The organism is Pseudomonas viridiflava, assembly GCF_900184295.1.
GTDB lineage: Bacteria > Pseudomonadota > Gammaproteobacteria > Pseudomonadales > Pseudomonadaceae > Aquipseudomonas > Aquipseudomonas viridiflava.
In genome coordinates, this window is sequence record NZ_LT855380.1 from 2,223,261 (window position 1) to 2,245,623 (window position 22,363).

At 60.9% G+C, this 22,363-nt stretch carries 17 protein-coding genes; 13 read left to right on the plus strand and 4 right to left on the minus strand.

What is annotated here, in order from left to right:
• Positions 1-10 precede the first annotated feature (10 nt).
• Complete coding sequence (locus CFBP1590_RS10280) at positions 11-3,862, plus strand: RHS repeat domain-containing protein (RefSeq protein WP_231991839.1); 3,852 nt, start codon at positions 11-13, stop codon at positions 3,860-3,862.
• A gap of 87 nt (positions 3,863-3,949) precedes the next feature.
• On the opposite strand, the gene CFBP1590_RS10285 is transcribed toward CFBP1590_RS10280, so the two are convergent.
• On the minus strand, positions 3,950-4,192 hold the full coding sequence (locus CFBP1590_RS10285) for a helix-turn-helix domain-containing protein (RefSeq protein WP_004882541.1): 243 nt from the start codon (positions 4,190-4,192) through the stop codon (positions 3,950-3,952).
• A 269-nt stretch (positions 4,193-4,461) separates the two neighbouring features.
• On the opposite strand from CFBP1590_RS10285, the gene kdpF reads away from it, so the two are divergent.
• The 12 genes from kdpF to CFBP1590_RS10345 all read left to right on the plus strand — a co-directional run bounded on the left by kdpF (position 4,462) and on the right by CFBP1590_RS10345 (position 19,223).
• Positions 4,462-4,551, plus strand: coding sequence for a K(+)-transporting ATPase subunit F (kdpF, locus tag CFBP1590_RS10290; RefSeq protein WP_004882540.1), 90 nt, complete (start codon positions 4,462-4,464; stop codon positions 4,549-4,551).
• Between the two features lie 8 nt (positions 4,552-4,559).
• Positions 4,560-6,254: a potassium-transporting ATPase subunit KdpA gene (gene kdpA, locus CFBP1590_RS10295; protein ID WP_058433041.1), complete on the plus strand. Its 1,695-nt coding sequence runs from the start codon at positions 4,560-4,562 to the stop codon at positions 6,252-6,254.
• A 16-nt stretch (positions 6,255-6,270) separates the two neighbouring features.
• Positions 6,271-8,331 (plus strand): potassium-transporting ATPase subunit KdpB, encoded by a 2,061-nt coding sequence (kdpB, locus tag CFBP1590_RS10300; protein ID WP_371321597.1) that lies wholly within the window; start codon positions 6,271-6,273, stop codon positions 8,329-8,331.
• A gap of 59 nt (positions 8,332-8,390) precedes the next feature.
• Entirely contained in the window at positions 8,391-8,963 is a 573-nt protein-coding gene (gene kdpC / locus CFBP1590_RS10305; protein ID WP_029243929.1) for a potassium-transporting ATPase subunit KdpC, read from the plus strand.
• Positions 8,964-9,107: 144 nt separating this feature from the next.
• Positions 9,108-11,771, plus strand: a complete 2,664-nt coding sequence (locus CFBP1590_RS10310) for a DUF4118 domain-containing protein (protein WP_088234967.1) — start codon at positions 9,108-9,110, stop codon at positions 11,769-11,771.
• Positions 11,772-11,826: 55 nt separating this feature from the next.
• The gene (locus CFBP1590_RS10315) at positions 11,827-12,519 is read left to right on the plus strand and encodes a response regulator (RefSeq protein WP_058433045.1); all 693 of its coding nucleotides are present in this window, start codon (positions 11,827-11,829) and stop codon (positions 12,517-12,519) included.
• 639 nt (positions 12,520-13,158) lie between these two features.
• The gene (locus tag CFBP1590_RS10320) at positions 13,159-13,437 is read left to right on the plus strand and encodes a hypothetical protein (RefSeq protein WP_004887711.1); all 279 of its coding nucleotides are present in this window, start codon (positions 13,159-13,161) and stop codon (positions 13,435-13,437) included.
• 198 nt (positions 13,438-13,635) lie between these two features.
• The gene (locus CFBP1590_RS10325; RefSeq protein ID WP_004887712.1) at positions 13,636-14,553 is read left to right on the plus strand and encodes an AAA family ATPase; all 918 of its coding nucleotides are present in this window, start codon (positions 13,636-13,638) and stop codon (positions 14,551-14,553) included.
• The gene (locus tag CFBP1590_RS10330) at positions 14,550-15,506 is read left to right on the plus strand and encodes a DUF58 domain-containing protein (RefSeq protein ID WP_088234968.1); all 957 of its coding nucleotides are present in this window, start codon (positions 14,550-14,552) and stop codon (positions 15,504-15,506) included. Before CFBP1590_RS10325 ends, CFBP1590_RS10330 begins: the two co-directional genes overlap by 4 nt.
• On the plus strand, positions 15,503-17,506 hold the full coding sequence (locus tag CFBP1590_RS10335; RefSeq protein ID WP_088234969.1) for a transglutaminase TgpA family protein: 2,004 nt from the start codon (positions 15,503-15,505) through the stop codon (positions 17,504-17,506). The genes CFBP1590_RS10330 and CFBP1590_RS10335 overlap by 4 nt, the downstream gene beginning before the upstream one ends.
• A 22-nt stretch (positions 17,507-17,528) precedes the next feature.
• Positions 17,529-18,290 (plus strand): CHAD domain-containing protein, encoded by a 762-nt coding sequence (locus CFBP1590_RS10340; RefSeq protein ID WP_029243934.1) that lies wholly within the window; start codon positions 17,529-17,531, stop codon positions 18,288-18,290.
• A 135-nt stretch (positions 18,291-18,425) separates the two neighbouring features.
• A complete protein-coding gene (locus tag CFBP1590_RS10345) occupies positions 18,426-19,223 on the plus strand; it encodes an acyl-CoA thioesterase (protein ID WP_029243935.1) in 798 nt (265 codons plus the stop codon).
• 422 nt (positions 19,224-19,645) lie between these two features.
• Here CFBP1590_RS10345 and CFBP1590_RS10350 read toward each other — a convergent pair whose 3' ends face one another.
• From CFBP1590_RS10350 to CFBP1590_RS10360, 3 genes are all read right to left on the minus strand, one after another.
• A complete protein-coding gene (locus tag CFBP1590_RS10350; protein WP_029244431.1) occupies positions 19,646-20,008 on the minus strand; it encodes an Mpo1-like protein in 363 nt (120 codons plus the stop codon).
• Between the two features lie 117 nt (positions 20,009-20,125).
• A complete protein-coding gene (locus tag CFBP1590_RS10355; RefSeq protein WP_029244432.1) occupies positions 20,126-21,430 on the minus strand; it encodes a methyl-accepting chemotaxis protein in 1,305 nt (434 codons plus the stop codon).
• 84 nt (positions 21,431-21,514) lie between these two features.
• Positions 21,515-22,351, minus strand: a complete 837-nt coding sequence (locus CFBP1590_RS10360) for a TatD family hydrolase (RefSeq protein ID WP_029244433.1) — start codon at positions 22,349-22,351, stop codon at positions 21,515-21,517.
• Positions 22,352-22,363 lie beyond the last annotated feature (12 nt).

The window sequence follows — 22,363 nt, forward strand, 5'->3', positions numbered from 1 at the left end:
GAATCACGCAATGACGCTTTCAACTTCCGTACATTCCAACGCTTTCAATTTCATGAGTTTCGTCCAAAGTGGCGTAGACCCCCGTACCGGTCAGTACACCGTTTCCATTACATTGCCGGATATAAAAACCAATGGGCTTCGCGGTCCGGGTTTTCCATTGGCATTGAACTATAACCCGCTCAATACCCAAGACAGTGGTTTTGGCCTGGGCTGGAATCTGGGGTTGTCGCAATACACACCGGGTAGTCAGATACTTGCCTTGAGCACCGGCGAGACGTTCAAGGTGGATGACAGTAGCGGCGATCAGTTACTGATGTCGGAAAAGAAGATCGACAGTTTCCACTTTCACGAACAGGTCGACTCGACGTACCGGGTCGTGCACAAGTCCGGACAGGTAGAGATACTTGAAGTTGTCGGGAGTCGCGAGAATCCCGTTGCGCTGCCCGTGCAACTGTTTGCCCCTGAAGGGCACAGTTTGAAACTGACCTACACGTCTTTCGACAATACCCATCAGTTGCTCAGCGAAGTCATCGATGATGCAGGCCACACCTTGCTGAGCATCTGTCGAGACGATCTGTCTGTCAGTCTCCGGATGAGTGCGGGGGAGGGGCCGGACGTCGAGTTTTTAATGAGACTGGGCGGTTCGGATCATCGTGTCCATAGGATTGAACTTCCTACCGAGAATGCCGCATCCTGGCGTTTTGATTACGAGTTGTTTCGCGAACACCTCTGTGTCACATCACTCGACACACCTGCCGGAGGTCACGAAGACATTGCCTACCTGGACGGCGGCCATCAGTTTCCGGGGTCAGCGGGACGTCAGCCATTGCCGCGCGTGACCTGTCATCGCACCACGCCCGGTTTTGACCAGCCTGAAGTGGAGGTGCACTACACCTATCAGGACAGCGAAGGCCGTGAGCATAATTTCCTCGGTGCCGGCCTCGAGATTGATTGGGCGGACGACGGCCTCGACAATCTCTACAAATACGGGGGGGCGCAAGCGTATCACTATGTGACGACCGAAACCCTGTGCGTGGACGATCAGGAGGCACGCACGATTGAGCGTGTGTTCAATCAGTTCCACCTGCTCACCCTGGAAACCACCCGCCAGAACAACAATGTCAAAGAGGTGCAGACCCTGTACTACGTTGATCCGGACAAGCCCTTCGACCAGCAGCCCAACTATTGTCAGCTTCCCAGGGAGGTCAGGACAGTATGGCGGCAACTGGAAAGTGGGCGTGTGCCGCGCAGTGAAATCGTCAGCAGCCGCTATGACACGCATGGCAACCTGCTCAGTCAGACCGACGCAAACGGGGTGGTCGAAACCAGTGTGTGGTACGAGGCCGAAGGAGAGGATGGTTGCCCGCCCGATCCGGAAGGGTTTGTTCGTAACATCAAGAGCCGCACTGTCGAGCCTGCGGCTTCGGAGTACGGTCAGGCGCCGACACTTGTTACACGCTACCGTTACACGTCGCTTGATCCGATAGCGGACAGCGAGCTCGACAACTGGCTGGCTGTGCAGAGCGAAACGCAGGTGCAGATTGAGACAGGGACCCTACACAAGCTGCAAGCGAGTCTGGACAAAATGGCTGCGGCTGTAGTTTCAAAACTGGCCCCTATCTTTCAACGCACTGCGCGCAAGCTCATCGAGGCTGTCAGGAAGAAAGTCGCACAAAGCGAGCAGCCGCTGCAGAGTACTTTCTACGACTATATTGACGTGCCCACCGATGCATTTCGGCATGGGCGCATCGGGCGACAGATCTTGACACTGGACGGCCAGGACACCGCAACCGATTTCGCCTACGACACGTTGCAAAGCCCCGTCTTTGGCGAAAGTGTGCAGCGTACGGTTCAGACGGTCACCGGCTTTGATTGCGAACAGAAAGTCACGACGTTTGAGCACTCTCTGCTCATGGGTGAGCCTTTACTCAATCGCGATGACAACGATGTGGAAATCCGCTATGCATACGACTCGCTCAGACGCGTTTTTTCGGAGACCGTTGCGCCCGATACGATGTACGAGGCTTCCCGGTTCTACAGCTATGTCCTTTGCGCCGATGACGGCGATCAGGCCGAGCAAGGGGTGTTCGACGTCAAGGGCGTGAAAACCATCAGTTACATGGACGGCTTGCACCGGGTGATCCGCGAGGAACGTGACGATGCTGACAACCCCAGCCCGTTCGGTACCCGTTTTACACGTCCGACCTATGCGGCCCACTATGATCCATGGGGGCGGCTGGCGTGGGAGTGCGAGTACGACTGGCTTGATGCGCGTGCTCTGGCGTTGACCAGCAGATTCGAGTACGACGACTGGGGAGAACAACGCTGCGTGACGGGCCCGGACGGTGTCAGGAATTTTGAAGAAACCGACCCTATCGGTACCGATGAGTCCAAAGGACCTGTCCGGCGCAGCTGGAGCGAAGGAACCGACGAAAACGGTATCGTTGTAAAAACCGGCGTCACCGAAACCTGGCTCAATCTGTTTGAAAAACCCACCCTTGTCGTCCGGTTTGACCGTGACGGTAAAAAAGTCAGCCAGACGCAGAGCCACTACGATGGCCTGGGACGTACCGTGGAGGAGATCGTCGGCCTCGAGCCACCGTTCAGGGAAACGAAGTTTTCCTATGATGCCTTTGGCCGGGCTGTCAGAACCACCTTGCCGGATAACGCCATCGTGCACCGTACCTTTGCGCGCCACAGCAGCGAAGACCTGCCTGTTTCCATCAGCGTCGAACATGCCGGCAAGACATTTCCACTGGGCGAACAGGTGTTCGATGGCCTTGACCGCATCAGGAAAACCGTCACGGGTGGACGACAGCGCGTATTGAAGTATGAGGCGGGGATGTTGCAACCCCAGTCGGTCACCACGGCCAGCGGAAAAACTGTGGGGTATACCTACGAGCCTCGGCTGGGCTCCGATCCGTTGCAACGGACGCTGGAGGGCGTGACGTCTGATTACACCTATGATCCGAAAAATGCACGTCTGCTTCATTCCCAGGAGCAGGGCGAACGTCTGGAGCGCAATTACTACAGCACCGGAGAATTGAAAAGCGAGCAGCGGCTCTCCGATGGAAATCTTTACTCAATGCAGTATCGCTACAGTCGGCTTGGCCGAATGCTGGGCTATACCGATGTGCTCAAACAGGAGCAAACCTTCCTGTACGACGACTACGGGCGTTTGAGGTACACCTCGCTGGGTACTACATCCACGGATTTCACCTACGATGCCCTGGGTCGCACGAGAAGCATCACAACGACTGACACCGGAAATCAGCAGCGTGTCGCGGTCGGTCTGGAGTACGACGATTTCGGTCGCGAGATCCTGCGCACTTTTGATCTTGCCGGCGTCATGCAGCAAATGGAACAGGAGTACGATCATGTTGATGACATGACCAGGCGTCTGCTGACTGAAGGAAACACCGTCATTCGGGACGAGACTTACGGTTATGACCTGCGTGGACGTCTGACCCGATACGCCTGTGAAGGCACTCACTGTCCTGTGGATCCCTACGGCAAGACCGTCTCCAGACAACTGTTCAGTTTCGACGGTCTGGACAACCTGAGACTGGTCCAGACCAGCTTCGGTAACGAAAGCAATATTGCCAGCTATCTTTACGAAAATCCCGACCCTGTACAATTGAGCGCCGTCACGAATAAACACGCGGATTACCCGGCCAGAATCGATCTGACTTATGATCCGGACGGCAATCTGATTCGCGATGAATGCAACCGCACGCTTAAATACGACGCCCTTGGCCGTCTGATCGAGGTCGGCAGTCCGGGCGTGACGATTGACAGTCCCCACGACCCTGCCGATCCTCTGGCAGTCGCAAGCTCTGAGGATACGCAAGTCAGGCGTTGAGGCGTTGCTTGTAGAAGGCCGGCCAAGAATGCTTTGTATCCTGGCCGGCTTTTTTATGAGGGATTGAAAAGCATTTCAAGCAGTTGCCTACCTGGAAAGCAACATGCCCTGATTGATGGCGATGACCAGCGCCGCTCTTATCGAGCTGACCCCGAATTTGCGACGAATATTGCTCAGGTGGAAGTTGATCGCCGCTTCGCTGCAATCCTGTATGCGCGAGGTTTCCCACGCGGTCTTGCCGAGCATGGCCCAGTGCAGGGCCTCCTGTTCCTTGGGGGTCAAGCGTACGGGCGCTTCATGGGCGCGATAATAGCGTTCTACAGTGTTCATGGCCGGTTCCTCATCCTTGAAAACCAGCCATTAACTTAGCGCGTCAATGAGCGCTTGAAACCTGACAGAAATGTCATTTATTCACTCCCGGTTCGCCAACCGACCTGATGTTCTTTGCGCGAGCGTTTTTTAGCGCAAAATCCCGAATTTTACAGTTTCTTTATGCGGGTTCTGCCGCCTCGCCCTCGTTCCTTTACGCCTTTGATCCTGACAATGCCATTACGCGGCCATCGCCGTATTCGATGTGGCCTGATCATGGGGAAATTGCAATGAGCGTTATGGATGGTATCTCTCTGTTGATGGGAGTCGGGCTGTTCATCTATCTGTTGGTGGCGCTGTTGCGCGCCGACCAGAACTAGGAGCGGCCATGCACAGTTATGACTATCTGTTGATCCTGGCCTTTCTGGTGCTGCTGCTGTTGCCGGCACCCTGGCTTGGGCGTTTTTACTACCGAGTGATGGAAGGCGAGCGTACCTGGCTGACGCCTGTGCTGGGACCCGTTGAGCGGGCCTGCTACCGGATATCCGGCGTTGATCCACGGGTGGAACAGTCCTGGAAACAGTACGCCTGGGCCTTGCTGGCCTTCAATCTGGCGGGCTTTGTCCTGTTGTTTGCGATCCTGTTGTTGCAGGGCGTGCTACCGCTCAACCCGCAGCAGTTGCCCGGCATGGAGTGGTCACTGGCGTTCAACACCACGATGAGTTTCATTACCAACACCAACTGGCAGGCCTACAGCGGCGAAGCGTCGCTCAGCTACCTGAGCCAGATGGTCGGCCTGACCGTGCAGAATTTCGTCAGCGCCGCCACCGGCCTCGCCGTGCTGGTTGCCTTGTGCCGAGGCATCAGCCGTCGTTCTTCCAACAGCCTGGGTAATTTCTGGGCCGACATGACTCGCGCCACACTGTACGGCCTTCTGCCGATCAGCATCGTGCTGGCCGTGTTTCTGGTCTGGCAGGGCGTGCCGCAAAGCTTCGCCCATTACATCGATGCGCTGACCCTGCAAGGCACCGATCAGAGCCTGCCGATGGGGCCAGCCGCGAGCCAGATTGCAATCAAACAACTGGGCACCAACGGCGGCGGCTTCTTCGGCGTCAACTCGGCGCATCCGTTCGAGAACCCGACGGCCTGGAGCAACCTGTTCGAGCTGGTCTCGATCCTGCTGATCCCGGCGGCACTGGTGTTCACCTTCGGGCATTACGTCAAGGACATGCGCCAGAGCCGCGCGATTCTCGGTTGCATGCTGGCGTTGCTGCTGATTGGCGGTGCAGTGTCACTGTGGGCCGAGTACCAGCCTAACCCGATGCTGAATCTGGCAGGCGTCGAACAGACCGCACCGCTGGAAGGCAAGGAAACCCGTTTCGGCACCACCGGCACCGTGCTCTGGTCGGTGGCCACGACCGCGGCTTCCAACGGCTCGGTCAATGGCATGCATGACAGCCTCAACCCGCTGACGGGCATGGTGGCGCTGGTCAACATGATGGTCGGTGAGGTGATCTTCGGCGGCGTTGGTGTCGGCCTCAACGGCATGCTGCTGAACGTGCTGATCGCCGTGTTTCTGGCAGGCCTGATGATCGGTCGCACGCCAGAGTATCTGGGCAAGAAACTGCAGGCTCAGGAAGTGCGGCTGCTGGTCGCGACGCTGCTGGTAATGCCGGTCGGCGTGCTGGTACTGGGCGCCATCGCCGCGAGTATTCCCGGTCCTGCGGGTGCGATCAGCAACCCCGGTCCGCATGGCTTCAGCCAGTTGCTTTACGCCTACACCTCGGCCACTGCCAACAACGGCTCGGCGTTCGGCGGTTTCAGTGCCAACACCGTTTTCCATAACCTGATGCTCAGTCTGGCGATCTTCATCGGCCGTTTCGGCTACATCCTGCCGGTCCTGGCCCTTGCGGGCAGCCTGGCGATGAAAAAGAGCATACCGCAGGGTCAGGACAGCTTCCCGACCCATGGCCTGCTGTTCGTGACATTGCTGACGGTGACCATTCTGCTGGTCGGCGGGCTGACCTTTTTGCCGACGCTGGCACTGGGTCCGATTGCCGAACACTTGAGCCTGGGTTTCTGAGGAACCGAACATGAATATGCCTATTTCTTCTGCCAGACAGGCCGAATCCCAAACCGCTCAGACTTCTGCCAAAACCGGTATGTCGGCCCTGTGGCGTCCGGCACTGGTGCAAGCCTTCGTCAAGCTGGACCCGCGTTTGCTCAAGCGTTCGCCGGTGATGCTGGTGGTGGAACTGACCGCCATCCTGACCACCGTGCTGTGCTTCATTCCCGATCCACAGGTGTCGACCTCGGTCGCGTTGCAGATTGCGCTGTGGCTGTGGTTCACCGTGTTGTTCGCCAACTTCGCCGAAGCGCTGGCCGAAGGTCGTGGCAAGGCGCGGGCCGACAGTCTCAAGGCGGGCAGCGAAGGGCTGAAAGCCCGTATCCGTGACGAGAACGGCAGCCTGCGCACCATTAATGCCAGCGAACTGCGCAAGGGCGATGTGGTACGCGTCGAAGCCGGGGAGATGATTCCCGGTGACGGCGAGGTCATCGAAGGCATTGCGGCGGTCAACGAGGCAGCGATTACCGGTGAGTCCGCCCCCGTGATCCGAGAGTCCGGCGGCGATCGCTCCGCCGTGACCGGCAACACGCGTCTGGTCTCCGACTGGCTGCTGGTGCGCATCAGTGCCAACCCCGGCGAGTCGACGCTAGACCGCATGATCGCGCTGGTGGAAGGTGCCAAGCGTCAGAAGACGCCCAACGAAGTGGCGCTGGATATCCTGCTGATCGGCCTGACGCTTATCTTCCTGCTGGTGGTGATCACCCTGCAGCCGTTCGCTCACTTTGCCGGTGGCAGCCTGCCGCTGGTGTTTCTGGTGGCACTGCTGGTGACGCTGATTCCGACCACGATTGGCGGCCTGCTGTCGGCCATCGGTATCGCCGGTATGGACCGACTGGTGCGCCTCAACGTGATCGCCAAGTCCGGTCGCGCCGTGGAAGCGGCGGGTGACGTGCACGTATTGCTGCTCGACAAGACGGGCACCATCACCTTCGGCAACCGTCGTTGCGCCGCCGTCTACGCAGCCCCCGGTGTGACCCCCAAAGAGTTGGGCGAGGGCGCCTTGCTCGCTTCGCTGGCCGATGAAACCGCCGAAGGCAAATCCATCGTCGAATTCCTGCGCAATCTGCACCCGATGAACGAGCCGACGCTGAGCTCGGTGACCGCCGTGCCGTTCAGCGCCGACACGCGACTGTCTGGCGTGGACTATCAGGGCCATGTGTATCGCAAGGGCGCGGTGGATTCGCTGTTGGCGTTCATCAACCTGCAACGCAGCGACCTGCCTGCACCGCTGGCACGTGAAGTCGACAAGATCGCCAAGACCGGTGGTACGCCGCTGCTGGTCTGCGCCAATGGCCGTCTGCTGGGCGCGATTCACCTCAAGGACGTGGTGAAGCCTGGCATCCGTGAGCGTTTCGAAGAGCTGCGCAAGCTAGGCATCCGCACCGTGATGGTGACCGGCGACAACCCGCTCACTGCGGCGGCGATTGCAGCAGAGGCGGGTGTGGATGACGTGCTGGCCGAAGCCACCCCCGAGAAGAAACTGGAACGGATTCGTCAGGAACAGGGCGAAGGTCGTCTGGTCGCCATGTGCGGCGACGGTGCCAACGACGCCCCGGCACTGGCGCAGGCTGACGTCGGCATGGCCATGAACGATGGTACTCAGGCGGCCCGTGAGGCGGCCAACATGGTCGACCTGGACAGCGACCCCACCAAGCTGCTGGACGTGGTGCACATCGGCAAGCAGTTGCTGGTGACCCGCGGCGCGCTGACCACGTTCTCCATCGCCAACGACGTGGCCAAGTACTTCGCTGTGCTGCCCGCATTGTTCGCTGCGATCTACCCGCAACTGGGCGTGCTCAACGTCATGCGACTGGCCAGCCCGCAGAGCGCGATTCTGTCGGCGATCATCTTCAACGCGTTGATCATCGTGGTGCTGATTCCGCTGGCCCTGCGTGGCGTGCGGGTGCAGGCCGCCAGCGCTGCGCACCTGCTGCGTCGCAACCTGCTGATCTACGGCGTGGGCGGCATCTTCGTGCCGTTCGTGGGGATCAAGCTGATCGACATGCTGCTGGTCGCGTTTGGCCTGGTTTGAGTGGATGACTGAGCTGCGCGCCGGTCGGCGCGCAGCTTCACCTGATTGAGGATGAAGAAATGTCGAATGTAGTGCGTCCGGCCCTGAGCCTGATTGTGTTGATGAGTCTGATCACCGGCGTGGCCTATCCGCTGGTGGTGACCGGTGTGGCGCAAGTGGCGTTCCCGGCGCAGGCCAATGGCAGCCTGCTGTATGACAACGAGGGCAAGGTGCGCGGTTCCGAGCTGATCGCCCAAGCGTTTACTGGTGATGAGTGGTTCCAGCCGCGTCCTTCGGCCGGTGCTTTCGCAACGGTTGCCAGCGGTGCCAGCAACTTTGCACCGAGCAACCCGGCACTGGCGACACGTGTTACCGAAGACGCCGCAAAACTGGCTGTTCCCGGTCAGGGCCCGGTGCCGCTGGCCTTGCTGACTACGTCCGGCAGCGGGCTTGATCCTCACCTGTCGCCTGAAGCGGCGGACTGGCAGGCCGCACGTGTGGCCAATGCACGGAAATTGCCGCTGGAAAGGATTCAGACGCTGATCGAAGCCAACACCCGGCGTCCACTGATCGGCCCGCCAGTGGTCAACGTATTGACCTTGAATATGAGCCTGAATCAGATAACGTCTGCACAACGCAACGCGCAGCTGTAACATTCGCTGACAAAGCGCTGTTTCGCGATAACGCCCACAGTCCGGTGTTCGATGCGAGACAACGCTGTTTCAGAAAAGGCGTTCTTCCGGCCGCCATGATGTTCAACGGCGCCCAGGCCACACCGAAAGAGAGTGATACCCAACGTGAGTGATTCCGGTCGAGCAGACGCATTACTGGCTCAATTGCCCCGCGACGGCCGAGGGCGGCTGAAGGTTTTTCTGGGCGCGGCGCCGGGCGTGGGCAAGACCTACGCCATGCTGCAGGCCGCTCACAAACAGCTGCGTCAGGGCGTGAACGTCATGGCGGGTGTCGTGGAAACCCACGGGCGTGCGGAGACCGAAGCTCTGCTCAACGGCCTGCCGCAGCAGCCGCTGTTGCGCAGCGAATACCGTGGCATGACGCTGGAAGAAATGGACCTGGACGCCTTGCTCAAGGCCGCGCCGAGTCTGGTACTGGTCGATGAACTGGCGCACAGCAATGCGCCCGGCAGTCGTCACGCCAAGCGCTGGCAGGACATTCAGGAGTTGCTGGCTGCGGGCATCGACGTCTACACCACGGTCAACGTTCAGCACCTGGAAAGCCTCAACGATCAAGTGCGCGGCATCACCGGCGTGCAGGTCCGCGAAACGCTGCCCGACTGGGTGTTGCAGGAAGCCTTCGATCTTATCCTGATCGACCTGCCGCCCCGCGAGCTGCTGGAGCGGTTGCGCGAGGGCAAGGTCTATGTTCCGGAACAGGCACGCGCGGCCATCGACGCCTTCTTCACCCCGACCAACCTGAGTGCTCTGCGCGAACTGGCCATGCAGACTGCGGCCACCCAGGTCGACAACGATCTGGCGCAGGGTTATCGGCAATTGGGGCAGGCCGCTCCGGCAGTGCGCGGGCGGTTGTTGGTGGGTATTGACGGCGATACTCAGGCCGAGCGCCTTGTACGTCATGCCAGCCGAGTCGCCCAGCGCCGTCACCTGCCGTGGAGCGCCGTGCATGTCGACGACGGGCAGACGCTGGACGAACAGTCCCGGGCGCGTCTGCAAGGTGCCCAGCAATTGGCCGAGCGACTGGGCGGCGAAGTGGTGTCCCTACGCGCGGGAGAGGTGGCCCGAACCCTGATTCAGCATGCGGTGGAGCGTCGTGCCAATGTGGTGCTGGTCGGCCAGTCGCATCGACACTGGCACCGGCGTATTTTCGGCGGCGGTGTGGCCGCACGTCTGCTGCGCGAAGGACACGGGCTGGAAGTCTGTGTGCTCGACGACAGCGAGCAGCAACCCGACCAGCCGCCCCGCGCCCGGCCGCTTCGCGATGTGGTGTGGTTCGACTACGGGCTGGCGCTGATCGCAACGGTGCTGGCCAGTCTGGTGGCGTGGGGCGTTTCGGGCGTGCTGGCGTTGCCCAACATCTCTCTGATCTTTCTCGCGGCCGTGCTGCTGGTGGCGGTTCGCAGCAGCATGGGGCCGGCGCTGGCCTGTGCCGGACTGTCGTTTCTGGCCTACGACTTTCTGTTCATCCCGCCCAGTTTCTCGCTGAGCATCCAGCGCGACGAAGACGTGTTGACCCTGATGTTTTTCCTGCTGATGTCGGCGCTCACCGGCAAGCTGGCGGCACGTCAGCGTCGGCAGTTGCAGGCGTTGCGCGACACTCAGGAACAGACCAGCGAGTTGCTGGACCTGTCACGCAAGATGACCGCCGCCGCCGACAGCAAGGCCGTGTTTCATGCCGCTGAACAGCATTTCAGTGGCTGGAAGGAATTGAAGCTTTGTCTGCTGGATCGCGACAAGCAGGGCGGCTGGACGGTCGAGACCGGCGGGCCACTGACCTTTACCGAGGCCGAGCGCGCTGCAGCCGACTGGGCCTGGCAGCATGAGCAGCCTGCGGGCAGCGGCACCGGCACCTTGCCGTCAGGGCAATGGTGGTGGTGGCCGATCACCGCCGAAGAGGGGCCGTTGGCGCTGCTCGGGGTCACGGCCCGCAAGGGTCAGTCGTTCACGGCGCAGCATCGGCGTCTGCTGGCGGCGCTGACTCAACCCTTGGCCCAAGCCCTCGCACGTGCGCAGTTGGCCGAAGAGCTGGAAGCGGCTCGCCTGCACGGTGAAACCGAGCAATTGCGCAGCGCCTTGCTGGCGTCCGTCTCCCATGACCTGCGCACGCCACTGACGTCCATGCGCGGCAGCATCGACAGTCTGCTGGCGCTGGGCGAGGCCATTCCGCTGGAGGATCGTCGTGAACTGCTTGAGGGCACGCGCGACGAAGCCGAACGTCTGGATCGTTATATCCAGAACCTGCTGGACATGACCCGGCTCGGTCACGGCGCTTTGAAACTGGCCCGCGACTGGGTCTCGCCCGCCGACATCGTCGGCAGCGCGCTCAATCGTCTGCGTGCCGTGATGACGCCGTTGCAGGTCAGTACCCAGGTCGCCGAAGTGTTGCCGCTGCTTTACGTGCATGCGGCGCTGATCGAGCAGGCCCTGGTCAACGTGCTGGAAAACGCTGCACGATTTTCGCCGCCGGAAGGACGTCTGCAAGTGGCGGCGGGCGTTATCGACAGCGAACTGTTTTTCTCGGTCAGCGATGAAGGGCCGGGTATTCCCGAAGAGGAGCGCGCGAAGATTTTCGACATGTTCTACACCGCCGCACGCGGCGACCGGGGCGGGCAGGGCACGGGCCTTGGTCTCGCAATCTGTCAGGGCATGGTCGGTGCGCATGGCGGCCGTTTGAGCGTCGGCGAAGGCATTGACGGTCTGGGTACGCGCATTACCCTGTTCCTGCCGTTGCAGGCTCAGCCCGATGCTGAAACGGAGGAGCAGGCTTGAGTCGATCCCGGGTTACGCTTGTGTTCACTTACTGTATTGAAACGGCAGCGCACCGATGAGTCAGACGGCAACCATACTGGTGATCGACGACGAGCCGCAGATCCGCAAATTCCTGCGCATCAGCCTCGTGTCCCAGGGCTACAAGGTGCTGGAGGCTGCCACCGGCGCGGAGGGTCTGACTCAGGCGGCACTGAACAAACCCGATCTGTTGGTGCTCGACCTGGGCCTGCCGGACATGGACGGCCAGCAGGTGCTGAGCGAGTTTCGCGAATGGTCGGCGGTGCCGGTCCTGGTGCTGTCGGTACGCGCCAGCGAAGCCCAGAAGGTGCAGGCGCTGGACGCAGGCGCCAACGATTACGTGACCAAGCCGTTCGGCATTCAGGAGTTTCTGGCCAGGGTCAGGTCACTGTTGCGCCAGTCCTCCGGCATTGAAAAACCCGACGCCGCACTGAGCTTCGGCCCGCTGACGGTGGACCTGGCGTATCGCCGAGTGCTGCTGGATGGCAACGAAGTCGCACTGACCCGCAAGGAGTACGCAGTGCTCGCGCAACTGGCGCGCCACCCCGGACGTGTGATCACTCAGCAGCAACTGCTCAAGGACATCTGGGGCCCGACCCATACGGAAGACAGCCACTACCTGCGCATTGTGGTGGGGCACCTGCGTCAGAAACTGGGCGACGACCCGACAGCGCCCAGGTTCATCCTGACCGAGGCGGGCGTGGGTTACCGGTTGCTGGCCAGGGATTAAGCGCAGTGCCCGCAAACGTGCCGCTCTGCGCCACATCACGGCCGGACGCGGAGCGTCCCGAGAGGCGTTACCACGCTGGAGCGTGGTAACGATCAGAGGTCTCAAGCACACCAATCACGCCCACTCCAGCGCTCATCGTTTTACACAAGTCACCTGGCTATCCAGAGAGGCAGCAGCACTGATGCGCTTTTCTAACGCGATGGTAAGAACACCGCAGAACGCGACGTGGGTGAAGGCTGAGTCCTGGCGCTGATTCGGGGGGCAATCGGCATGGATGCCGATTGAGCTGCACTGGGCCATGGATGGCCCATTTGCAGCGACCCCCGAATCAGTGTCAGGACGAAGGAACCCCGGCGAAGCCGGGGCCGGAACCGGAGCAAAGGACTTTGGCTACTTTGGTCCCTCAAAGTAGCGCGCCGTAAGGGCGCAAAGGTGACCTGAGCCGGGCGCTTGGCTCACTGAGTCCGCAATCTGTGCCATTTGTGACGCGGAGCGTCACGGGCGGCATGCCCACGCGGAGTGAAGTGAACCCACGCACTCAAACGAAAACAGTTACCCTTGAGCCCGCGCATGACGGCACTTTCAGCCAATATCGCCGTCAAAGCCGCACAATTCTATTTCTACTTGAGGTAACACCCCATGAAAGCCTGGATCTGTCTGCCATTGTTCATCGTGGTTCTTGCAGGTTGTGCTGGCAAGACCGGGTATCGGGACAGCTGTGCCACGCAAATCGATGCGGCCTGGCATGAGCTTGATCTGGCCAAGGCCGAAGGCTTTGCCGGAACCGTCAGTTACTCCAAGGCCCTCTCGCTGTTGACAGGCGCCAAGACCCAGCAGCAATTCGAAGCATTCGAAGGTTGCACCGAGAAGTCCGAAAAGGCCCGTTTCTACATTCGTGAGTCGCGCGCCGGTCGTTGATGGTTCCCCACGGGCAGGCACATCACGTGTGCTTGCCCGTCCTCGTTTCAGCCCCTCCTGAGCAAATCCCTACTCGCTCTTCAGCAAATCGCTACCCCCTCTGGTGAAACGGCCTACGCTAACCGTAAAGTGATCATACGTTTGGCATCCTTGGTCATGCATGACCAGCCATAAAGCAGTTGCCGGGGAGGCGTATCAATGGGCAAAAGACTCGATGCATGCTTGAGCGCCATCAATGAGGTGGTGTTGGGCAAGGAAGCACAGGTGCGTCTGGCGATGACCTGCCTGATCGGCGGCGGACATCTGCTGATCGAAGACTTGCCCGGCATGGGCAAAACCACACTCAGCCACGCACTGGCGAAGATTCTGGGCCTGAGCTATCAGCGCATCCAGTTCACGTCCGACCTGTTGCCGGGTGACATTCTTGGCACCTCGGTGTTCGATCGCGACACCGGGCAATTCACCTTCCATCCGGGGCCGATCTTCGCCGAGCTGGTGCTTGCAGACGAAATCAACCGCGCCACGCCCAAGAGCCAGAGCGCGCTTTTGGAAGCTATGGAAGAAGGGCAGGTGTCCATCGAAGGGGCGACACGCCTGTTGCCGGATCCGTTTTTCGTGATTGCCACCCAGAACCCCTTCAGTTCCGGGGGGACGTTCGCCTTGCCCGAGTCGCAACTGGACCGCTTTCTGATGCGCATCTCCATGGGTTATCCCGCACGCGCTGCCGAGAAGGCGCTGCTGCTGGGCGAGTCGCGCCGTGAGCTGTTGCCGCGCCTGCAACCGATACTCGATCACGCCATGCTCGGCCAGTTGCAGGCCGAGGCGCGTCAGGTTCGCGCCAGCGATGCGCTGGTCGATTATGTGCTGCGTCTGGTGGATGCGACCCGCAGTCAGCCGCAATTCGCTTACGGCCTTTCGCCGCGTGCCAGTCTGGCGATTCTGGCGGCGGCGCGGGCCTGGGCCATGCTGACGGGCCGGGATTATGTGATCCCGGAAGACGTGCAGTCGGTGCTGCCGTCGGTGGTGGGGCATCGCCTGCGTGAACGCACCGATCCGACCGGTCATGGTGGCGGGGCGCTGGTGCAATGGCTGTTGCGTGAGGTGCCGGTGCTTTGATTCCGCCGCTCAAACCGTTCTGGCAACGCTGGCTGGCAAGACGCATTCCTGCGGCGTCGCGCATCGTGCTCGATCATCGACGCATCTTCATCCTGCCGACGCGCACGGGCGTGACCTTCATGGTCGTGCTGGTCCTGATGCTGCTCGTTGCAATCAACTATCAGAACAGCCTGGCTTACGGACTGACCTTTCTGCTGTTGTCGGTCGGGGTGCTGGCTATTCTGCATACCTACCGCAACCTGAGCGGACTGATCCTCAGTGCCGGACCGGCCCGCTCGGTGTTTGTCGGCGAGGCCGTGCAGTTGCGTCTGCGCCTTGAAAGCGCAAACCATGCCCATCAGGCGCTCGGGCTGGGCTGGGAGGCGGACAGTCTGCAACATGGCGACGTCAGCGCCCAGGGACTGACCGAAGTCGAGTTAACACTGTCTGCTGAGCGTCGAGGCTGGCTGCGTGCGCCTCGGCTGCGGGTGGAGAGCGTGTTTCCGCTGGGTGTCTTTCGTGCCTGGACCTGGCTGGATCTGGAGCAGACGGCGCTGATCTATCCGCGTCCGTTGGCGGGCACCATGCCGTTGCTGAATGGCGTGCAGCCCCATGCAGAAGATGACGGCCACGCGACTCAGGGCGCAGGCGTGGATGACTATCAGGGGTTGCGCAGCTATCAGCCGGGCGACAATCGTGGACGGCTGCACTGGAAAGCCTATTCGCGAGGGCAGGGCCTGCTGGTCAAGGAGTTCACTGATCTGAGCGGGCATGAGCTGTGTCTGGATTTTCTGGCGTTGGGCGGCAATATCGAAGAACGTCTGTCGCGCCTGTGCTACTGGGTGCTGGAACTCTCTGAGCGTCGCCAGCCGTTTGCGTTGCGCCTGCCAGGCTTTTTGTCCGGCATCGACGTCGGCGATGCGCATCGGGAAGCCTGCCTGCGTGCGCTGGCCTTGTACGGGCAACGGCCATGACGACCAAAACGGCGGTGAGCCAACCGATTCCCCGGGTCAGCCTGACCTGGCTGCTGCTGGCGCAGGCTCTGGTGGTGGTGCCGTTTGCGTTGCACGTACCGGCTTCGATCGTGGTGCTGTGGCTGGGCTGCAGCCTCTGGCGGGTCCAGGCGTTTCGCATGCGTGTGCGTTTGCCTGGGACCTGGGTCAAGTCCGGATTGCTGGTTGGCACGGCCGGAGGGGTTTATCTGGCGCGTGGCAGTCTGGTGGGGCTGGATGCAGGCGCGGCGCTGCTGGTTGCAGCGTTTGTGCTGAAGATGCTGGAAATGAATACGCACCGCGATGCAAGGGTACTGATCTTTCTCGGTTTCTTCTGCGTGGCGGTTGGCTATCTGTTCGAAGATAACCTGCTGTGGGCGCTGTTCAGCCTGCTGCCGATCGGTGCGCTGCTGGCGGCCCTGATCGGCTTGCAGCAATCGGATCTGGCGAGCAAGCCTTCGGGCACTCTGAAGCTGGCATTCAAGCTGATGGCGCAAGCGGTGCCGCTGATGATTCTGCTGTTTCTGTTCTTTCCACGTCTGGATCCGCTCTGGTCGCTGCCGCAGCCCAGCAACAGAGGGGTCACCGGGCTTTCCGACAACATGGCCCCCGGCGACATGGCCGAGCTGAGCCGCTCGCCCGCGCTGGTGTTTCGCGCCAGTTTCGAAGGGGCCATACCTGCGCGCAAGCAGTTGTACTGGCGCGGTCTGACACTGGAACAGTTTGACGGCCGACGCTGGTCGCAGTCGGCACGCGCCCAGGCTGTGCAGGTGCCGCAATGGCAGAAGCGCGGTGAACCGGTGGCCTACAGCGTCGTCATGGAGGCCAGCGGCCGGCCCTGGCTGCCGAGTCTGGACATCGGCGAAACCCCGCTGTCCGATGTGCGTCAGATGAGTGATTTTCGCTTGCAGCGCAGGCGCCCGGTCGAGCAGTCGTTGTTGTACAGCGTCACGTCGTGGCCGGACAGTGTGCGCGACTCGCAGCTCAGCGAGCAGATTCAGCGCCAGGACCTGCAACTGCCTGCCAAGGGCAACCCGCAGGCCAGGCAATGGGCCGAGGAGCTGCGACGTCGTTACGCCAGGCCCGATGAGCGGGTGCAGGCCATGCTGAGGTACTTTGCCGACCAGCCGTTTCACTACACCCTCAAGCCCGATTCGCTGGGCAATGACAGCATTGACGAATTCCTGTTTGTGAGCCGCCGGGGCTTTTGCGCCCACTACGCCGGGGCGATGACCTTCGTGCTGCGTTCAGCCGGGATTCCCGCGCGCGTGGTGGCGGGGTATCAGGGCGGCGAACTCAATCCAGAGGGCCAGTACCTCACCGTGCGCCAGTTCGACGCGCATGCGTGGGTCGAATACTGGCAGCCGGACGTTGGCTGGCGCAGTGTCGATCCGACCGCCGCCGTCGCGCCTCAGCGCATCGAGCAGGGACTGGAACAGGCGCTGGCCGCCGATGAGGACTTTCTTCAGGACTCGCCCATGTCTGCCTTGCGCTATCGACACGTGCCCTGGATCAACGCGATGCGCCTGAGCTGGGACAACCTCAATTACGGCTGGCAACGCTGGGTGCTGGGTTATCAGGGCCAGCAGCAACTGCAGGTACTGAGCCGCTGGTTCTCGGGTTTCCAGGCACCGGTGTTCGTCGCCGGGATCGCGCTTTCGCTGGGACTGGTTGCCTTGTGGCTGTTCAAACCGTGGCAGCGGGAAAGCGATTCACAGCTGCGATTGTTCAATGCCTTTGAACGCTTGCTCGCTCGCCATGGTCTGCGTCGTATGCCGGGCGAAGGTGCCGAGGCGTTCGGTGCTCGTGCCGCGCTGTTTCTGCCGCAGCACGCCGAGGCCATCGGCGCCTTTATCGACGAGTTCCAGGCGCAGCGCTATGCCGGACATTCGGGTTCCGCAAGCCATTTGCGAAGCCGTCTTAGAGTGTTGCGTCGTCGTTTGCCATGGCGATTCTCGTCGTCCCGAAACAGTCATTCTTAATTTTTTTGCAAGGGGGAATTGCATGTCTTCAATGGTGGATCATCTGGTCGCTGAAGTCCTGGCGCTGGACGTCAAACTGCTTGCCTGTCAGGCACGCCTGGCCGTCTCGACCGACAGTGAAGCGCTGCATGATCTGCGCACCACCGTGCGCCGTCTTCGTAGTGTGCTGAGGCCGCTACGCGAGTTTTCCGGTGCTACGCAATTGGAAGACGCCGCCAAGGCAGTGGGCCAGTTGACCACGCCGTTGCGTGACATGCAGGTCCTGGCTGCATTCCTCGACAAGCAGGGCCTCAGCGACGCCGCCCGCAAACGTCACGATCATCTGAGCAGCGCCTGCCCACGTGTGGCGAAGTCCAGCGAACTGACCCGGCTGCTGACCTTGATCGACCAGTTTCCGACGATGTTGCGCATGCAGCAACGCCAGGGCCTGTTACGCGGTCTGCGCAAGACCATCGAGAAGCGCATGGACAAACAGTGGCGCAAACTGCGCACGGCGATTGCCGAGCCGGATCATGATCGCCACGACCTGCGCCTGTTGATCAAGCGTGTGCGTTACGCCGCCGAGGCGTACCCGGAACTGAGCCATCAACCCAAGAACATGCAGGCGCGTCTCAAGTCGGCACAGAGCGAACTGGGTGACTGGCATGACCATCTGCAATGGCTCGCGCAGGCCGGCGAACAACCTGATCTAGCGCCGTGCATTGCCGGTTGGCAGATCGGGATCGTGCGTGCCGAACGCAAGGCGGAGGCATCGCTGAAACGTCTGGCGAAGGCCTGTTTCTGAACGCTGGCTTTATGAGGTCTTTTCCTACGGTAAACAGGTCATTCAGGCCGCAATAATGGCCGATATGTAGCATGTCAGTGAGGAGGGGGATGAGTACCATCATCCCTACTCACATCGAATCCCGCAGGAACGCCCATGACCTTCTCCGAACTGATCGCCGCAGTGCGTGACAACCCCGGTTCCGTCACCATTCCTGCCGAATGGTCTCAGGGCCGGGCCTGCTTCGGCGGTCTCATGGCAGCGTTGAACTACGAGGCCATGCGCGCCCAGGTGCCGGAAGGGCGACCTGTGCGTTCACTGGCGATCACCTTTGTCGGTCCTGCAGAGCCTGGCGTGCCGATCTCGTTCGAAGTCGAAATCCTGCGTCACGGCAAGGCGGTGAGTCAGGTCCTCGGTCGCGCTGTGCAGAACGGTCAGGTGATGACGCTGATGCAAGGCAGTTTCGGTGCTTCACGGGAGTCGATGATCTCGGTCAAGGCAGACGCTGCGCCCGACCTCAAACCGGTCGACGCATGCCCCGAGCTGCCCTTTGTCAGCGGCATCATGCCGGAGTACCTGCGTTTCATGGAGATTCGCTGGGCGCTGGGTGGTCTGCCGTTCAGCAACACGCCATCACCCGCCGTTGGCGGTTACGCACGCTTCAGGGATACCTCGCAATCGGAGCCGATGACCGAGGCGCATATTCTGGCGCTGGTCGATACCTGGCCGCCTGCGGTGCTACCGCATCTGAACAGACCTGCGCCCGGCAGCTCGCTGACTTGGACCATCGAGTTCGTGCAGCCACAGCCGGTGCTCGATACCCTGCAATGGTGCAGCTACCGCGCGGTGATCGAACATGCGCGTGACGGCTACGGGCACACCGCTGCCGCGATGTGGACGCCTGAGGGTGAGCTGATCGCGATCAGCCGTCAGACGGTTACGGTGTTTGGCTGACCAGCATGGTCAGACGATGCAGGCCGTCTGTTATCAAACTACACGTAGTCTGCTGAGTGAACACGTTTTTGTGGGAGGCGGCTTGCCGGCGATGAACGATGACGCGATGTTCCTGACGTACCGTGGCGACTGCATCGCCGGCAAGCCGCCTCTTATCAAACAACCTGTAACCCACTGAAGGAACTCGATTTTGTGGGAGCGGACTTGTCCGCGAAAAGGCCGGTACATCCGACGCATACGCAGTGGCTGAAATACTGCATTCGCGGACAAGTCCGCTCCCACCAAGTTTGCTGCGCGACAGCGCTACGTCGAAGACGTAGTGGCGCCTCCCACTATCCCGTATTTGCTGCAAGACAGCGCTGTGCCAGGGACACAGGGCATCTTCCACAGTCCATGCTTTGTGTAAGACCGGGCTGTTAACGCTACCGTCGATGCCGCTCCTTCCAGGCCCGCCACCATGCACCACTGAGCACGAAGCGCGGGAAGGTCACGAATTGCTCGACGAGCAGGCGTTTGACCGCGTCGCTGCGATCACTGAACGGTTCAGGTGACTGCTGTTCCAGCGTGTGGCCATGACGCTGGAAAGCCAGCGCCGCGATCAGTCCGATGATGCCGATGGCAATCGACGAGACGCTGAGTGAAAACAGCCCGTCAACGATCAACAGCGCTGCCAGGATGAACAGGGGGACGGCAATCAGGTGAAGCACCAGATTCGCCGGATGCCGATGATTGTCTGCGTAACCGCGCCACTGCCATGTGTGTAAATTGGGAAGTCGCTTGCCCATACTGCTGTCCTCTTCAATGCATTCAACGCATGTTTCAATGCATGAAGAATAGGCCCGACCCCGACAGGCCGCGAGTCAAGCCTGACTATCGGTGTGATAGCGTTTACAAACAGCCGCTTACAGCTTGAGTTGGCCGATGGCGGTGTTCAGTTCGCCCGCCAGTATCGCGAGTTCGCCGCTGGTATTGGCCGACTCCACGGTCTGGGTCACAGTGCGTTCTGTCACATCGCGAATGCTCACCACTGCCCGATTCATCTCTTCCGCAACCTGACTCTGTTGCTGAGCGGCCACTGCGATCTGCGTATTGCTTTCACGCATCTGCGCCACGGCGCCAGCAATCGCCGCCAATGCCTCACCTGCTTCACGGGCCTGCTGCACGCATTCATCGGCCTTGTACGAGCTGTCCTGCATGAAATCCACCGCGTCGCGGGTACCGCTCTGCAAGGCGGACACCATGGTGGTGATTTCGTCGGTCGAAGTCTGCACACGCTTGGCAAGGTTGCGGACTTCGTCGGCGACCACGGCAAAGCCGCGTCCCATCTCACCAGCCCGCGCCGCTTCAATCGCGGCGTTGAGCGCCAGCAGGTTGGTCTGCTCGGCAATGCTGTGGATCACATTGACCACGCCATTGATCTTCTGGCTGTCGGCGGCCATGCGCTGGATCATTTCGGCGGTCTGCTGCACGCCGCTGGACAGACCGGCAATCGATACCTGCACCCGGTCCACCACCGCCTTGCCGCTGCCTGCCAACGCATCGGCGGTCTGTGACTGATCACGCGTGGTGGTGGCGTGCTGAGCGATGTGGTGCACGGTGGCGGTCATCTCGTTGATGGCCGTGGCGACCTGATCGGTTTCACTCTGCTGGCCCAGCATGCCGTGACGCACCTCGGTCATGCCGCACGCCAGGTGCGCGGCTCCCTGATCGAGCCGGATGGCGGTCTGCGACACTGTGGCAACCACACGCTGATACCCGGCCTGCAACGCATTGAACGCCTTGGCCATCTGCCCGACTTCGTCGTCACTGCGGTTGGGTACGCGCGCCGAAAGGTCACCGCTCTGTTCGACATGCAGCATGACGTCTTTCAGCGTGTTGAGCTGACTGAGCAGAAAACGGATCAGTAACTGCGAAGCGCCGAGCATCACAATCATCAGGACAAACACGGCCAGGGCGTAGTGAGCAAAATGCTGTTCAAGTACATCGGTAAAGGTCGGTGCATGGATGAGCGCTGCGCCGCTGGCAGGCAGCGGCTGGGTAGTGGGCCATTGGGCGATCAGCTGCGCAGCGTTGTGCGCCGACTCTTCACGCGATTTCTGCTCCAGATGCACGGCATACAGCACCAGCAGCAGGGTGGTGATGAACGCGACCGCGTTTACCGCCCAGAATTTGTACTTGAGTGACAGGTTGCCAAGCCATGAGCGCATGAGGGGTCTTCTTCGATGATCGGTAGAAATAGCAGCAAGGTGCCATCACTGTATTCCGGTCATCAAAGCGACCTTTGACGCGGATCAAGAAAACTGCGGATTTTCGTCGGCGGCCTGTTCCACGACTGGCAAGCCAAAGAACTCACGGGCACACGCTGTGCTGTGACGCGCCAGGTCCTCCTGGGACTCACCTCGGTGCAGCGCCACTTCGCGCAGTACTTCGGGCAGATAGGCGGGTTCGTTGCGACCGTTTTTCGGTTTGGGCCTCAGGCTGCGCGGCAGCAGATAAGGCGCGTCGCTTTCCAGCATCAGTCGGCCGCGGGGAATGTTACCCACCAGCGGGTGCAGATGGGTGCCACGGCGCTCGTCGCAGATCCAGCCAGTGATACCGATGTGCAGGTCCAGGTCCAGATAGCTGAACAGCGCAGCCCGCTCGCCAGTGAAGCAATGCACCACCGCCGCAGGTAAACGGTCGCGGTAATCGCGCAGGATTTCCAGCATTCGCTGATTGGCGTCGCGCTCGTGCAGGAACACCGGCAGTTGCAGTTCCACAGCCATGGCCAAGTGCGCTTCCAGCACTTTCTCCTGCTGCGGGCGAGGGGAGAAGTCGCGATTGAAATCCAGCCCGCATTCACCGACGGCACGCACGCGGTTTTCCTTGAGCAGGGCATGCAACTGTTTCTCGGTGTCGCCGGTCCAATCGGTCGCCGAGTGAGGGTGTATGCCTGCCGTGCAGAACAGTCGCTGCGCACTGTCGTCCAGTTCCAGACACAGCTGCAAGGCTTCTTCGCTGCCTTCGACGCTGGTGCCTGTCACCACGAGTTGATCAACGCCTGCAGCGTAGGCACGGTCGAGTACCGCCTGTCGCTGCGAAGCGAAGCTGGCGTTAGTCAGATTGACGCCAATGTCGATGAGTTGCATGGTGCTACCTCC